The sequence below is a fragment of the Filimonas effusa genome (genome assembly GCF_004118675.1).
Lineage (GTDB): Bacteria > Bacteroidota > Bacteroidia > Chitinophagales > Chitinophagaceae > Filimonas > Filimonas effusa.
In genome coordinates, this window is sequence record NZ_SDHZ01000001.1 from 2,345,032 (window position 1) to 2,360,364 (window position 15,333).

The following is a 15,333-nucleotide window of genomic DNA, read 5'->3' on the forward strand; positions in this document are numbered from 1 at the left end:
TGGATGTTATTGAAAGCGTTTATTTATAAGTGATGATTTCGCGAAAGCGGGTGTAAGCTTTGTTCCACTGATCGGTATCCTGTGGCTGGAACGTTTCGGGGCTTACGGAGTTGCGCACGACGCGACGGATATCGCCAAGAGAGCTTACGGCACCCACGCCTTTAGCCTGCATCATGATGTTGCCGATAGCGGTTGCTTCGGAAGGGCCTGATACTACCGGCATACCGATAGCATTGGCAGTAGACTGGTTGAGCAATTTGTTATTAGCACCACCACCTATTACATGCAAACGCTGTATAGGGAACGGCGCCAGTGACTGCAGGCTTTCGAGCACTTTGCGGTATTTAAGCGCAAGACTGTCGAAGATGCAACGGATGAAATCGGCATGCGTTACCGGTGCGGCCTGTCCTGTGTTCACGCAATATTCGCGGATGGCTTTGAGCATGCTATCGGGATTGGCGAAGGAGGCATGATCGGGGTCGATCATAAAGCGGAAACCTTCGGCTGATTCGGAGAGCTTGTCGATTTCGCTATAAGGGAGTTTATTACCGGCAGCTTCCCACTCTTTACGGCATTGCTCGATGAGCCACATGCCGGTGATATTTTTCAGGAAACGCGTGGTACCATTAACGCCGCCTTCGTTGGTGAAGTTGAGTGCGTATGATTCTTCGGTGATGATAGGATCGTTTACTTCGATACCCATGAGCGACCAGGTGCCGGAGCTGAGGTAAGCAAAGTTTTCATCGACAGTAGGCACTGCGACTACTGCAGACCCGGTATCGTGACCAGCTACTGCAATAACAGGTACCCTGCCTATGCCGCACTCTTTCTGAATGTTTTCATTGACGTAACCGATGATTTCACCGGGCATGACAATGGGTTGCATTAAAGAGGGGCTTAATGGAATGGCGTCAAATAATTTGGCTTCAAAATTCTTAGTGCGGGGATTGAGCAACTGAGAGGTTGAGGCAATTGTATATTCACAAACTTTACGCCCGGTGAGCAGGTAAGACAGTGCATCGGGCATAAAGAGAATATCGGAAGCCGCTTCGAGGGCTGAGGACTTTTCCTTTTTAGCAGCGTAGAGCTGGTATAGGGAATTAAAGTTCATGATCTGGATACCTGTGGCGTCGTATACTTCTTTCTTTGGTACAGACTTAAAGAACTCTTCGGGCATACCGTTGGTGTATGGATCGCGGTAAGCGCGGGGCTGGCTCAGCAGAGAGCCGTCTTTACCGAGATAAACAAAATCGACCCCCCAGGTATCGATGCCGATAGCATCGATGGTAAGCCCCTCTGCTGCGGCTGTTTTCAAACCACGTTTGAGCTCTTCGAACAGGTCGTAAATATTCCAGTGATATTTATCGTTTATGCGAATTATTTTATTGGGGAAACGGGTGAGCTCACGGAGTTCAATGGAATCATTTTCCATTTTCGCGATACAAGATCTTCCTGAAGTAGCGCCTAAGTCGAATGCAAAGAAATGGCAAGTTTTATTTATGGCCATGATCGTTAGGTTTAGAATGGTAAGCAAACTTAGTCCTGCTATTTGTTATGCGTGTTGATGAATCTGGCTTAAATACTTAACAAAATGGCTTTGCAAAACTTTCACAGACAGATGAGTTTCGTCATAGTTCTTACGAGCGTAAGTTGGTAATTTCGCGCTTGTTTACAGGGTGTCCCGTATTTAAGTGATCTCATATGAAGCCTGTTTTACAACCGATACATATTCAGTATTTGATGGCGAATGAATCGGATCATTTGTGGGGCAATGTCATTACTACTGTTGGGTTTCAGCATATAGGAGCACATGAGCCCTACCCTCCTGCGAACCATCCTACACGTTATTTGTTTTCGCCGCAAAAGGGGCGTTTGATAGAGGAGTTTCAGCTGGTATATCTTGTCAAGGGAGCGGGTAGCTTTCAATCGGGCAGTATGAAGGAAATGACTGTGCGTGAAGGGCATGCATTTTTATTGTTTCCGGGTGAATGGCATAACTATCATCCTGATAAAGAAACCGGATGGGAGGAGTACTGGATAGGGTTTAACGGAACCATTATGCATGAGCGGGTACGCTGCGGCTTCTTTGACCGGCAAAAGGCTGTTTATGATATTGGCATCCAGGATGAGGTGATACAATTGTATCGTAAGGCGATAGAAACGGCGCAGACTGAGGCGGCGGGTTTCCAGCAGCAGTTATCGGGGCTTGTCAGCAATTTGCTGGGGCATGTATACTCGTTGCATAAGAATGCGAGTTTTGAGCAAACAGATGTAGCCAATAAGATCAACAAGGCGAGGATGCTCTTGTCGGAGCAATACAATGTTGATATTCCGCTTGAAACGCTGGCGCAGGAGGTGCAGATGAGCTATTCGTGGTTCCGGCATTCGTTTAAGGAGTATACGGGCTTTTCACCCAACCAGTATGTGCTGGAGTTGCGGATACAAAAGAGCAAGGCTTTACTTACCAATTCGGTATTATCGATAAAAGAGATCGCTTACGAGGTGGGATTCAACAATTCGGAATACTACGCTACGCTGTTCAGGCGTAAAACGGAGATGACGCCGGGAGAATACCGGCGGTTTACACAGGGCAAGCTGGTGCCGCAGCCTGTTTTTTAGCATTAAAATAGTTAGTTTTTTCAGTATCGTGCCGGGCCGCTTCCCAGGTTAAATCCCGGGGCTTCCAGGGGCATCAAGTGCGAGGCAAGTGCGATACAAGTGCGATGCCAGTGCGAGGCATCTGCGGTTATGGTATGCTTTCGGTATACTTTCGGTATACCTTCGCGTTGCCTGCAAGTAGCTTTTTTTGCATCCGGAATTTATATGTGCTTTTGTTACACTACCTTACTCCTACCTGCTGACAAAATAAAGGGGCTGGCCATACCTGACCAGCCCCACAGACAATCCTGCTATATGAACTTGCTATTGAAAAGCCGAGATTATGAATGGCGATGATTTAAGATAGAAGCGATAGTCTTTGATCATACCTTCTTTCTTATTATCTACCCTGGGTAGTACCCTGAAGCCTTTTACTTTGATATTGGTTCCCATATCTATTACAATGCTGTGCGGGTAATTGAGTTTAGCCGCAGTTTGCCAGATCAGCGTTTCCTGCAGGTCGAAGACTTTATCGGCCGTGCTGTTGGTTTTTGCTTCTTCGCTGCTGGCGTAAACCAGTTTCCAGTTAACGGAGGAAATGGCTGAACCATCTTCACCAATGATCTCGAGTTCTGCGATAGAAGCCTGCTTATCGCCCTGCTGTTGCGGACTGAGGGCTTCGAGGCAAAAATACCTGGCATTGGTTGTAGCCGGCAGCATCACTTCTTTCCAGCCACTGCCTGCACTAAATGCACCTTTTGCTACAGGCTTTTCTGCCGCCAGCTTTAATTGCTTTTGTTTTGTAGCAACAGGTTTTTCCTGCTCACCGCCCAGCATATAAATATGATTCACGGTACTGTTCACCACCAGCGAATCGGGGCGCTGCACATCGGTTACAATGATTTCGTTACTGCCTTTTTTGAGCCAGGTACCGGGCAGGAACATGGTTTGTGTAGGACCTATATTCCAGAAGCGACCAAGACTGCGTCCATTGATCCATACCATACCTTTTGTCCAGTGCGACAGATCGAGATAGGTATCGCCGGGCTGATTTACCTGGAAGCTGGCTTTGTACCAGGCCGGTTCCGCCGCTGCCAGTGAAGTAGTTTTCGCAATTGGCGTGTAACGTGGTTTATCCTGGAAAGGACCATCTACGGGCAGGTTATATACCAGCCAGTTTTGTTGTGTTACCGTATCTTTTCCATTTACCAGTTGCACTATACCAGAAATACCTTTCCGATCGAGGATGGCTTTGCCATAGTTTACCCTGCCGGTGGTTTCTATAAGAATATCCAAACGGGCATTGGTTGATGTGGCGGGAATTGTAACTTCCCCTGTTTCCGATTTTCTTCTATCGATCTGCGCCAGGGGTTTACCGTTGACAAAGACTTTGGCCCAGTCATGTACGCCTGTTATTACCAGTTGTCTTTCTTTGGTAGCCGGCGTTAACGTGGTACGATAGAGTATACGTCCCCATCCCTGGTTGAACATTTCCATGGGCTGGATATCTTTTACCTGAACCGGCTGTGGCAGGTTCGCGAACAAAGCAGCCTGTTGTGTAAAATGGATAGGAGCTAACTGAATCAGCGGCGCCTGTTCTGCCGGTATTTCGCCGAGTGTTTCGCCTTCGCCAAGATACTTACTCAGCAGTTCTCTTATGGCAAAGAATTTAGGGGTAAGATGGCCTGATTCATCGATAGGCGCATCATAATCATAAGAAGAAATAGTTGGGGCATAGGGTGGTGCATTGGCGCCGGACCATTGTCCGAACGAAGTACCGCCATGTGCCATATAAAGGCTGAAGGAAATATTCCTGTCGAGCATATCCTTAAGGCTACCGATGAAGGTATTTACACCACGGGTTTCGTGTTGCCGTCCCCACTGATCGAACCAGCCTGTCCAGTATTCGCTGCACATGAGTGGTGCGCCGGGATTCTTTTCCCTGAACTTCTTAAACTGGTCTTCGATATTGGCACCGGCGCCGAAGTTGAGCGTACTGGCCACATCGTCGAGTTCATACCTGTCGAAATTGGAGGACCAGTCGCAACGGAATAACTGCACTTTATCGAGACCAGCATTGCGGATCATGTCGCGAACGGCTGTCATATAAGCCTGATCATTTCCCCATACACCGTATTCATTTTCTACCTGCACCATGATGATGTTACCGCCATTCTGTATTTGCAGCGGCGCCAGCATAGGACCTACTTTCCCCATATAACGTCTTACACTGCTCATGAAGAGGCTATCGTAACGGGAACGTACTTCCAGGTCTTTTTTCTTCAGCAGCCACCAGGGTAATCCACCCATATCCCATTCGGCGCAGATATAGGGCCCGGGGCGTACGATACAATACATACCATTCTGCTGAACAAGTTTAATGAAGGCAACAAAGTCGTTTTCACCGGAGAAATTATATTTCCCCTCCTGCTGCTCGTGGAGGTTCCAGAACAGGTAGATACAAATGGTATTCATGCCCATTGCCTTACACTGTTTGATGCGATGATCCCAATATTCTTTAGGAATACGCGGATAATGCAATTCAGCAGCACGTACGACAAAGGGTTTACCGTCGAGCAAAAAGCTTTGTTCTTTGCCGGCCACAAAATTATGCTGCGCTATTACAGTGCCGGAAAATGAGAAAGCCAGGAAGAACAGCACAGAAAAGAGATAGGTTTTGATAACATCAGCTTTAAAGTGAGAAATAGGTTTAATGCAGACAAACTGACATAACATTAAAGTTCACGGCAGCTATCGCCTGTTACAAATGTATTCTCCCCCACAGTGAAAAAAGAGGGGTAGATCATTCATACTACGGTGGTATTTTCATTTAGGCCGTCATTTTAACTATAGATTTTGTTAATCAGGCTACATTTTATACCCCTCTATCCCCGAATTTTGCAATAAACAGAAAACTAATACATGTCGTACTGCCGCGTTATAGAAACCATGCCTACCGACAAAAAGGCATTACACCAGGCTTATCATGATCATCATTATGGTTTTCCGATTCATGATGACAATGAGTTATTCGGGCGTTTGGTAATGGAAATTAACCAGGCGGGGCTGAGCTGGGAAACGATATTGCGTAAAGAAGCAGGCTTCCGGAAAGCGTATCACAACTTCAATATTAAGAAAGTGGCTGCCTATGATGAAACAGACAGGGAACGTCTGCTGGCAGACAGCGGCATCATCAGGAACCGGTTAAAGGTAAATGCGGCTATTGAAAATGCGCGTACGATACTGGCATTACAAAAAGAATACGGCTCGTTTGAAAAGTGGCTGGAGGCACATCATCCGCTTAGCCTGGCGGAGTGGATAAAACTATTCAAGAAGACTTTCCGGTTCACGGGCGGTGAAATCGTGAATGAGTTTTTGATGAGCATCGGTTATTTGCCAGGGGCACATGGTGCGGATTGCCCCATACAGGTAAAAATAAAAAAGGCCGGTCCCAAATGGTTAGATAAGGGCCGGCCATGACAACCTATACATGAGAAAAACTAGAGACTACCGATAAACGACACCAGGCGTTCGGATACTTCGGGCGCAAAGGTTTCTTTCAGCTTCGCGTATTCATCGGTAGTGCATGTGGTGCAATGCTGGTAAAGGTGATTGAGACCGGGCACCTTCCAGGTTTGCAATTGTTTTGCGGGTATATATTTTTTGAAGCCGGCAAGGTTTTCATCAGCAATAGAGATGATGTCTTTTTCACCATTGATTGCCAGCACCGGCACTTTAATAAGGGGTAACACTTTCGCTGGATCGTAAGTGATGAAACCACGATACCAGGGACCGGTAGCCTGCCTCACATAACCTTCAAAAGGATAGAAAAAATGATCAGTTTCTTTCGGAGGCTGTGCAGCTACGAAAATACTGTCTTCGATATGCCATTTTTTATAGGCCTCGCGAAGACGGGCCTCCAGGTCGGAAGCATCGGCATATTTAAAAGCCACAGGGAAGAAAGCACTGTTGGCAGCTTTAAACCTTATTTTATTGGTAGGCGTTGCGGGCGATTTATCGATGATCACATCATTTTGCAGGCGGAGCGCTTCCAGTCCACTGATGCCCATTGAAGAAAGGCTGACCACAAAGCGTACTTTTTCGGAAGCTGCTGCAGCCATGCAAGCGGCAATCCCTCCTTCGCTATGCCCTATGAGGCCTGTTTTACGAGGATCGACTTCTTTGCGGGATAATAAATAGTTGATACCGGCCAATGCATCTTCGGAAAACTGGCGTGTGGTGGTAGTATAATAATCGCCGGTGGTTTCACCTACGCCCCTGTCATCGACTCTTAAAACTACGATGCCTTTGCGGGACAGTTCATCGGCAATGACGGCGAACATAGGATGGCCTGCCATCACTCCATCGCGATCCTGCTGACCAGTTCCGGAAAGGATCACTGCCGCAGGACAGTTCTTTGCATTTGCGGGAATAGTGATGGTAGCGCCAAAGTGAATAGAACTATCGGCATTATAATATTGTATGCGTTCACTGGTATAAGGATATGGAGGACGTGGCGCCTGCACTTTGCTGTCGTCTTCGCCTTTTGCCATATCGATCATCATCGTGATTTCGTCGGCGAGGGCGGTGGGACTACCTTTATAACCTACGTTAGCGAAGACCAGTTTACCTTCTTTATTGATAACTACTTTAAAGGGAATACCCGAGGTATGGATCTGGCTGGCATATTTTGCATAGGTTTCTTCGCCTTTATCGAACAGGACCCTGAAATTATTGTAGCCCATTTGTTTCAGGAAGGCATTCACCTTTTCTTTATAACCGGCGTCATGTTCCTGGGTATCTACAAAGAAAAATACGACGTCAGGATCGTTGGCATATTTCTCCAGCGCCAGTTTCATACCAGCCATGCCCGCTTTACAGGGAGCACACCAGGTAGCCCAGAAGTCGAGAACTACTGTTTTACCTTTCAGGTCGGACAGTTTCACTATGCCTGCATTTCTTTCCTGCAGCGAAAAATCTTCCGCGGTATAAGAAACTATGGCATTCTTTACCTCTTCCCGCATCAGCTCTATGGTATGCGCGTCTTTCAACGATTCGAGATAGCTGTCCACTTCGCCTGCGGTAGCTTTGGGATGCGTGGCTTTGTATTGCTTTTTGGCCATGGCAATGATTGTTGCAGTAGCCTGGTTAAAGCGAATACTATTTTCCAGCACCTCACGCAATGCTTTCTCATTGCCCTTTCCCTGTAACAAGGCTGCTTGTATATCGTTAAGCCTTGCCCTTGAATACTTCAGGTAGCCCTGTGCTTTATTTGCCAGCTCCAACGCTTCCTGTGTACGGCCTGTTGCCTGCAGTATCGCTATCTGAATGATATTGGTATAACGAAACATTTCATCGCAATATGCTGCCCACTCTTCCGGCGAATAACTCCAGGAAGCTGCCGGCTTATTGGCCTTATAAAAAGCCATGCGATCAAGGATAAGCTTTGCCAAAGGATATACCTCAGCGGCAGTTTTACTCTTTTGAATATCGAAAGGAATTTCTACTGCTTTATAATACAGTTCAGGCAAACGATCAAAGGGAGCAATAGGCGCAAACTGTTTCAGAATCGTGTCGTTCTGAATACCTATCATCAGCAGGCTGCGGAAAACCCTGTTATAGTCGATGCCCATTACATTATTGATATCAGCATCCGCTTCGGATGGAGGGAATTTCGTGATGAGTGCACGGCTGGTTTGTAACTGGGCTTTTGCATCTTTTGCACCAAGGTATTCACGATAAGCCTGCCACCTCGCTAGATGTCCGCCCGGATATTTTGCAAGAATCGCTTTTGAAAGCGAATCAGCAGCCTGGGCATTCTTTAGGAAGTCGCGGTAAATAACATATACCTTCAGCAAGTCCTGCTCCGACTTATCAGGAAGAGAAGAAAGGTAAGCTGCCGCCCTGGCCGCTGCTGCCATAGTAGCTTCTTTAAATTTAAGAGAGGCCTTCAGGTAAGGAATCACCAGCTTACGCGGCGCCAGGTTGCGATGTCGCATGATTTCATTGCTCAGCCACATATAGGTAGCCGTGTCACTGATGGTAAAGTCATTAAAATAGCCGGGCACACCCAGTTCATAGGAAGGAGAGCGCAGCAAACCATATCCCGCTTCCGCACCTGCCGCAAGTCCGCCTGTGGCAGCATCTACCATATGAAAATAGCCGGTATCTCTCCTGTTGTCGGTGGCTGAATCGCCCTTGAATTTAAAAGCCAGGAAGGCAGCATCTGCCGGGAGTGTGAAATTACCTTTCCAGGCAGTATCTCCCAACCTGGTTAAAGGCAGGTCGAAGGTTTGCCAGCGGTAAGTAGTATCATACATATAGATCACTCCCTTTACCTGATTTTCATTCTGCAGGATTGCTTCCGGATAATACAGGATCGTTATTTCATTCCCGCCCACAGGTCGTACAGGTGTTACTGCAATTCGTCCATCCTGGGCTTTTACAAGGCCTGCCAGCACAAAACAACAGGCTACCAGGCTAAAGATCTTTTTCATGACAAAGAGATATTAAATAAAATAGCCACCGGCTACAGCATTGTAACCGGTGGCATGTAACCAATTGACTAAGGATTAGGTTCTATTTCAGGATTCAGTGTTCTGTTATACGCAGAAATTGGAAATACATACCTGTTGCTGTTAGGTTCCAATGTGTACGTAACACCTCCGAACCTGCGGGTAAGTGTACGCTGAAAACGAGTCTCCGATTTCAGGCGACGCATATCCCACCAGCGGAGAATACGGCAAAAGAATTCACGTTGCCTTTCCTGGATCACTTTTACCAATGCATCATTGGCATCGGATGCGGATTCGGGCGTATAGTCGGCTGCTTTGAAACGCTTTATTCTCAGCCTGTTCACCCAGGTCATAGCACTGGCGGCATCACCTTTACGTGCGTAATTTTCTGCTTTAATAAGCATCATCTCGGGCACAGTAGGACCTACATTCCTGGCTTCATACAAGAAATTATCCAGGTAGAAGTAGCGTCCTCCTGCATCTTCATAACTTGAAGAAATCATTGAAGCCGGCACTGTAAAGAGGTTATAGCGCTGGTCTTTTGTGCCCAATACATTCAGCAACGTATCGCTGAGACGCATAGAAGTAGGCGTATATCCCGACACCCCATAGTATGCCGATACTTTAGATAATAATATTTCAGGATCGCTTCTTCTTATAGGATAAGTTGCAGCTGAAATTTCAGTAAGTGGCGCCAGGTCATTCAGCGTACTTCTGTATAACAAGGCGCTATCAGCAAACACAGCAGCGCTGTCGTAGTTGTTCATATAGAAGTAACAACGCGACAGTACGCCAAAGGCAGATGGCTTGGATGGAAGCGTGTTAAAGGTCTGGGAAGCAGGCAGGTAAGGAATAGCCCACTTCAGATCGGCGATGATCTGGTTATACGTCGCCTGAACAGAAGCCCTGTTAAGCAGCTGGGTAGTAGTTTGCGTTAACACCAATGGAACACCCAGATCAGTAGCAGCCGTGGCAGCATTGTAAGGTTTACCATAAGTGTTCACCAGGCTCAGGTAAGCATCTGCCCTATGCACTCTTGCTTCGGCGATCAGCTTATTTTGAGCAGCCACACCCGAATCGCTGATATTAGGCACCTCGGAGATCACGATGTTGGAAACAGTGATGGTATTATATAAAGATGCCCAGTTGGCATCTATATAAGAAGAACTTACTTCCGGGAAAATATCCGCTGCCCACATATAGCTATTGCCAACATGAGCGTAATATTGGTTACCAAAAAGATCCAGCTGCTGCTGACTGCCGTCTACATACTGTACATCATCTGAAGAGTAGTCGCCCAGTCCGGCGCCTGATTCAAAATTGTAGGTATAGTTGAGCATGGTTCTGTAGTTCTGGTATTCACCAGGTACCAGCACTCCCTGCGTTTTTATATCCACATATTTCTGGCAGCCTGCAAAGAAAGCAGTCAGTACCAGTAAAATGCTATAGTTAAATACTTTCATGTGGAGTAACATTAAAAGTTAATACTTAATGATAAATTATAAGACTTAGCCGCCGGCAAACTATAAGAACCACCCGGATAACCGATAAAGTCAGGATCATATCCTTCTTTATTGGCAGTCCATAACAATCCAAGATTACGGACAGTTGCAGTAAGACTTGCTCCTTTTATAACATCACGGGGCAACAGTGAAGACGGCAACTGGTAGCTCAGTGAAATTTCCCTGAGACGGATGTAATCGGCCGGCAACACATTCGCATCGGAATACGCAAAACGCATCAGGTTATTATTCACCGTTGTTGCGTTTCCGGCAAGGCCGGGTACATTCGTACGCAGTTCGTCGCCGGGTTGTTTCCAACGGTCGGCAACCGCACCGCTCAAATCGTACGTCATCCTGTAATATTGCGTAAGATAGCTGCTGACAGTAGGCTTCAGGAATACATTACCAAACTGGTAAGTAAGCATGGCATAAACCGTAAAGCTCTTATACTTGAACGAGGTATTGAGACCACCAAAGAAAGGTGCACTGGTACGTCCCGCATTTTTCAGATCTGCAAAAGCAAGATAGGTACTGCTTCCCACCGTATCGCCATTGGCGTTGTAGGTTCTTGTATTACCGGCAGCATTCAGCCCTGCATTACGGAATACCATTAGTTTATCCGTTGCAAATCCTGCCAGTTGCCCGATAGAATATACATTATAAGACTTGGTATAAGCCGAAAGCGCAGAAGTATCGAAACGGCTGTCGGTTACCTTATTGGTATTATAAGAGAACGTAAGTCCAGCACTCCAGCTCCAGTCTTTTTTAGAGAACATGACACCGTTCAGGCTCATGTCAACACCTTTGCCGGATAAGGTAGCCGTATTGCGCACGAGGGTTGTACCACTGTAAACAGAACCATTCACCAATCCTGCATAAGCTGGATTTATAGGAAAACCATATACAAGGTTCCTTCCGTCTTTATTATAAAAATCAATAGCACCGCTGATCCTGTTATCCAGGAATCCGAAATCCAGCGCAATGTTGGTAACATATGTTTTCTCCCAGCTCAATTGAGGATTAGCCAGGTTGATAACGGAAGAATAAGGCAATCCCGTTACGGGGTCGGGAGAACCACCTACAGCCACATAAGTATAGGGAAACTGATCAGGAGCAATATTACCATTTACACCATAAGTAAGACGCAGTCCCAGATTGCTTATCCATGTAAGTGGCTTCATGAATTCTTCCTTCGAAATCGCCCATTTAGCACCGGTAGACCACGCCGGAGTAGCACGGTATTTCCGGTCAAGACCAAAGTTATTATAGTCGTCGTAACGTACACTCGCAGAAAGAGAATACTTATTTAGCAGCGTGTACGCCGCGTTACTGAAATAAGAAAGATAACGGCGCCTTTTATCGGTATAGGTGGGCGCTCCGCCAATACTGGTTGAATAACCTGCCGGAGAATAATACGCGTAGGAACCAAAGTTTACAGGTGTTGAGATACCGGTTTGCGGATTATAACCATAAATAGTGTTTGTTGCTCCTGTAATTTGTGTTTGCCTGATCTCGCTGCCTGCAATTACATTCAGTTGGTGAATACGGTTAATCACCTTATTATAAGAAAGCTGTCCACGCAACGCATAGTTATTCACTTTTACATCGCTCTGGGAAAGAATGCCTGTACCGTCAGGTAATATCAGCTGCTGCTCCGTTGGCGCCGAAGGATAGTAAGCACTATTAACGGTGTTTCTGAAATAGTAAGTACGCGGATCATAATAATTTTTTGCGCCACCGAAAGACCGCTCGTTCGTGTACATTACACTCGCCTCAAGCCCTTTGTAAACAGGCACTTTCAAATCGATATTGGCTACATAGTTATTATCATTACTGGTATTATCGCCATAGTTCAGCTCATCCATATAGTTATAGGTCCAGGAACGGTAACCAGAAACAGTGCGTGTCCAGTCCGGGTTCGTTCTGTCGTAATTGATACCTTTCCCGTTTTCATCTGTTATCAACTGGTAAGGCAACAAAGGCGAATTGTTGGCATTAAATAGTGAAGTAAGCGCAAGACCATTGTTATTGAGCTTAAAGAAAGATCCTTTGAAGCTCGTTGTAAGCGTTGCTATCTTAAACAGTTTCCAGTTGTTGTTAAAAGTCAGTGTAAGGCGACTACCATCCGACCTTCTTGTATTAGGTCTTTCCTTACTGTAAGAAGCAGAATAGAAATAGCTGGAATAGTTGTTGCCACCACTTACAGACAGGTTATACTGCTGCGAATTGGCGGGTTGCAGAATATACTTGTTGATCTGATCGTAGTTGTTGATACGGGACAAGGAATCGATAGAGGCGTCGTAGGCCGCCTGGGAAATTAAACCGGCCTGTCTTTTTAATGCCAGCGCAGAAGCCGGTGCAGGATAGTAAACCGCGGTATTATAGCTGGAAGCATTGATATTAGTAGCATTCAGGTAACCACGGCGAACCAGTTCCGTTTCATAATCTATCATTTCAGCGGAGTTCATCATATGCAGGTAACCGACATCCGGCTTGCCCGCAATAGAAGCGTTGGCCGAAAAAGAAATGGAAGGCACCTGGTTGGCGCGCCCTTTTTTGGTAGTAATAACCATCACCCCATTGGCAGCACGTACGCCCCAGATAGAAGCTGCTGCCGCATCTTTAAGAAAACTGATACTTTCTATATCATCGGGGTTGAGCGTAGAGATATCCATTTCGGTGATAGCGCCATCAAGCACTACCAGCGGAAAAGTCTCCGCATTGAAAGTACTGGTACCCCTGATGGCCATATCGTAGTCGTTTCTGCCCGTTGTACGCGTGGCGCTGGAGGCAGAACGCAGGTTACCGGAGCCAGCATAAACAAAACTCCTGTCCCCTCCCCTCACATTGATCTTTACACCGGGAATCATGCCCTCGATACGCTGGATAACGTTAGGCACCGGCACCTTTTCTATTTCCTTCGCACTAATAGTAGAAAAAGAGCCTGTAGCCCTTTCTTTGGGCAACTGCTGCAAACCGGTGCTAACCACCACTACTTCATCCAGTGTATTCTTGCTATCAGGCAGCATTTGTACAGTGATGCTGTTACGGCCGTTCACACCCACTGTTTCGGTAAGAAAGCCTACATAAGTAAATACCAGCGTGTCGTTAGAAGAAACGTTGGAAACAAGGAATTCCCCCCTGTCCGAAGTCTGGCTGCCATTGTTGGAACCCTTTACCCAGATATTCACAAAAGGAAGTGGGGTTCCTCTTAAATCAGTAACCAAACCACGCACCGTTTGTTTCACGGGTGCCTGTCCCATGTTAACCACTACTTCAATCTCCCTGGAAGGTGCAGGCGTATTACCCTGGAAGAAGCTGGCACTGCGGGCTACAATAGAATATGCATTATTGCTGACATACAGGAAGATCAGGTTATTAGGATAGAGCAGGCTCTTCAGTATCTCCGGAACCGTTTCGCCTTTAAGCGCCTCTTCCGTTGTAAACTTTCCTTCCAGCAGGTTATGTTCGTAAGCAAATTTTGTCCCGAACTTTTTCTCTACTGCTTCTATCGCCTGTTTTAAGGAAATACGTTTTGCTTTCTGTTGCTGGGCTTCAGCAGATTTACTTCCCACGATCACCGGAAACAGCAGCAAACAAAACCTAAGCAGATAAACAGTTGTTTGTCTCATACTTTTTTAAAAGTTTTAAATCAGCAGTATGAAAGCCTTACCTCGATTTCAGGTAAATAAGCTTCCCGTTTCGCTCTATATCGGTATTCAGAATGTTGGCCAACATGAACAGCAGATTGTCCTCTGCTCCTATTGAAATAGTACCGTCTATAGTTTTTTTGGCAAGGGCCGGATTGTCTAGTACAATCCTGTACCCATACGTATCTTCATAATTATTGATAATATCCTGAACGCTCATGCCATGTGCAATGATCTTGCTATCGATCCATGCAGCAGGCTGGTTGGTCAGTTCGTTGACATGAGTGGTAATCAACGAATCGTTTACCAGCCTTACAGCGGCACCCTGCTCCAACAATACGGGATTACCCTGCCGGCTATTGGTTACACTGATCTTTCCTTTAATCAGTGACACCGCTATTTCGTTCCGGCGTTGTTTAATATTGAATGTAGTACCCAATACCTGTACCTGTAACGGCCCGGCATAGGCTATAAAACGTTCCCCGGGCGCTATATGACTGGTATCGCGGTTGATATGAGCCACCTCGAATAAAGCCTCTCCTTTCAACCATACTTCCCTTTTGTTCCGCAACCACCAGGCATGATAATAGGTTAAGGATGAATTGGCATTCAGGGTAATGATGCTATGATCGGGCAATTCTACCCTGCGGTGTTCGCCGAGCTGCGTGCTTATGACCACTGGCGTACGGTAATACCATACCGATGCAGCCACCAACGCCAGGCAGGCCGCAGCACTTGCCGTCCAGAACCGGATACGGCGGATACGCGTTATCCTCCTTTCCTCAGCACCAATACCAGCCCTTATTCCAGCCAGCATGGTACTTTCAAATGCGTCATCGGGCCTGATACGTTCGGCGCTTAGCACGGCATAGAGATATTGCTGCGCTTCGTTAAAAGCAGGCATACTCGCAGGATTGGTTTGCAACCACTGCTCCCATTGCGCAACCACAGCCGGTTCCGCATCTCTTATATAAAGGATGAAGAAGTTGTCATCTAAAAAATCAGCAGCAGTATAGTCGTTATATTTCTCCACGCAGTATCTCTTTATATGCCTTGTAAATACAAACA

Annotated in this window: 8 protein-coding genes; 2 read left to right on the plus strand and 6 right to left on the minus strand. The window is 46.4% G+C overall.

What is annotated here, in order from left to right:
* Positions 1 to 19 precede the first annotated feature (19 nt).
* Positions 20 to 1,507, minus strand: coding sequence for a rhamnulokinase (locus ESB13_RS08650; protein ID WP_129002597.1), 1,488 nt, complete (start codon positions 1,505 to 1,507; stop codon positions 20 to 22).
* Positions 1,508 to 1,701: 194 nt separating this feature from the next.
* On the opposite strand from ESB13_RS08650, the gene ESB13_RS08655 reads away from it, so the two are divergent.
* Positions 1,702 to 2,619: a helix-turn-helix transcriptional regulator gene (locus tag ESB13_RS08655; RefSeq protein WP_129002598.1), complete on the plus strand. Its 918-nt coding sequence runs from the start codon at positions 1,702 to 1,704 to the stop codon at positions 2,617 to 2,619.
* Between the two features lie 303 nt (positions 2,620 to 2,922).
* Here the strand turns inward: ESB13_RS08655 and ESB13_RS08660 are convergent, their stop codons facing one another.
* Positions 2,923 to 5,334 (minus strand): glycoside hydrolase family 35 protein, encoded by a 2,412-nt coding sequence (locus tag ESB13_RS08660; RefSeq protein WP_129002599.1) that lies wholly within the window; start codon positions 5,332 to 5,334, stop codon positions 2,923 to 2,925.
* Positions 5,335 to 5,520: 186 nt separating this feature from the next.
* On the opposite strand from ESB13_RS08660, the gene ESB13_RS08665 reads away from it, so the two are divergent.
* Positions 5,521 to 6,078: a DNA-3-methyladenine glycosylase I gene (locus ESB13_RS08665; RefSeq protein WP_129002600.1), complete on the plus strand. Its 558-nt coding sequence runs from the start codon at positions 5,521 to 5,523 to the stop codon at positions 6,076 to 6,078.
* A 20-nt stretch (positions 6,079 to 6,098) separates the two neighbouring features.
* On the opposite strand, the gene ESB13_RS08670 is transcribed toward ESB13_RS08665, so the two are convergent.
* The 4 genes from ESB13_RS08670 to ESB13_RS08685 form a co-directional block, all read right to left on the minus strand.
* On the minus strand, positions 6,099 to 9,095 hold the full coding sequence (locus ESB13_RS08670; protein WP_129002601.1) for an alpha/beta fold hydrolase: 2,997 nt from the start codon (positions 9,093 to 9,095) through the stop codon (positions 6,099 to 6,101).
* A gap of 68 nt (positions 9,096 to 9,163) precedes the next feature.
* A complete protein-coding gene (locus tag ESB13_RS08675) occupies positions 9,164 to 10,576 on the minus strand; it encodes a RagB/SusD family nutrient uptake outer membrane protein (RefSeq protein WP_129002602.1) in 1,413 nt (470 codons plus the stop codon).
* A gap of 11 nt (positions 10,577 to 10,587) precedes the next feature.
* A complete protein-coding gene (locus tag ESB13_RS08680; RefSeq protein ID WP_129002603.1) occupies positions 10,588 to 14,247 on the minus strand; it encodes a SusC/RagA family TonB-linked outer membrane protein in 3,660 nt (1,219 codons plus the stop codon).
* 37 nt (positions 14,248 to 14,284) lie between these two features.
* Complete coding sequence (locus ESB13_RS08685) at positions 14,285 to 15,298, minus strand: FecR family protein (protein WP_129002604.1); 1,014 nt, start codon at positions 15,296 to 15,298, stop codon at positions 14,285 to 14,287.
* Between the last annotated feature and the right edge of the window lie 35 nt (positions 15,299 to 15,333).

Excerpts from the sequence above, each read along its gene's own strand:
- ESB13_RS08650 (WP_129002597.1), bottom strand. The coding sequence starts at position 1,507 with ATGGCCATAAATAAAACTTGCCATTTCTTTGCATTCGACTTAGGCGCT.
- ESB13_RS08655 (WP_129002598.1), top strand. The coding sequence starts at position 1,702 with ATGAAGCCTGTTTTACAACCGATACATATTCAGTATTTGATGGCGAAT.
- ESB13_RS08660 (WP_129002599.1), bottom strand. The coding sequence starts at position 5,334 with ATGTTATGTCAGTTTGTCTGCATTAAACCTATTTCTCACTTTAAAGCT.
- ESB13_RS08665 (WP_129002600.1), top strand. The coding sequence starts at position 5,521 with ATGTCGTACTGCCGCGTTATAGAAACCATGCCTACCGACAAAAAGGCA.
- ESB13_RS08670 (WP_129002601.1), bottom strand. The coding sequence starts at position 9,095 with ATGAAAAAGATCTTTAGCCTGGTAGCCTGTTGTTTTGTGCTGGCAGGC.
- ESB13_RS08675 (WP_129002602.1), bottom strand. The coding sequence starts at position 10,576 with ATGAAAGTATTTAACTATAGCATTTTACTGGTACTGACTGCTTTCTTT.
- ESB13_RS08680 (WP_129002603.1), bottom strand. The coding sequence starts at position 14,247 with ATGAGACAAACAACTGTTTATCTGCTTAGGTTTTGTTTGCTGCTGTTT.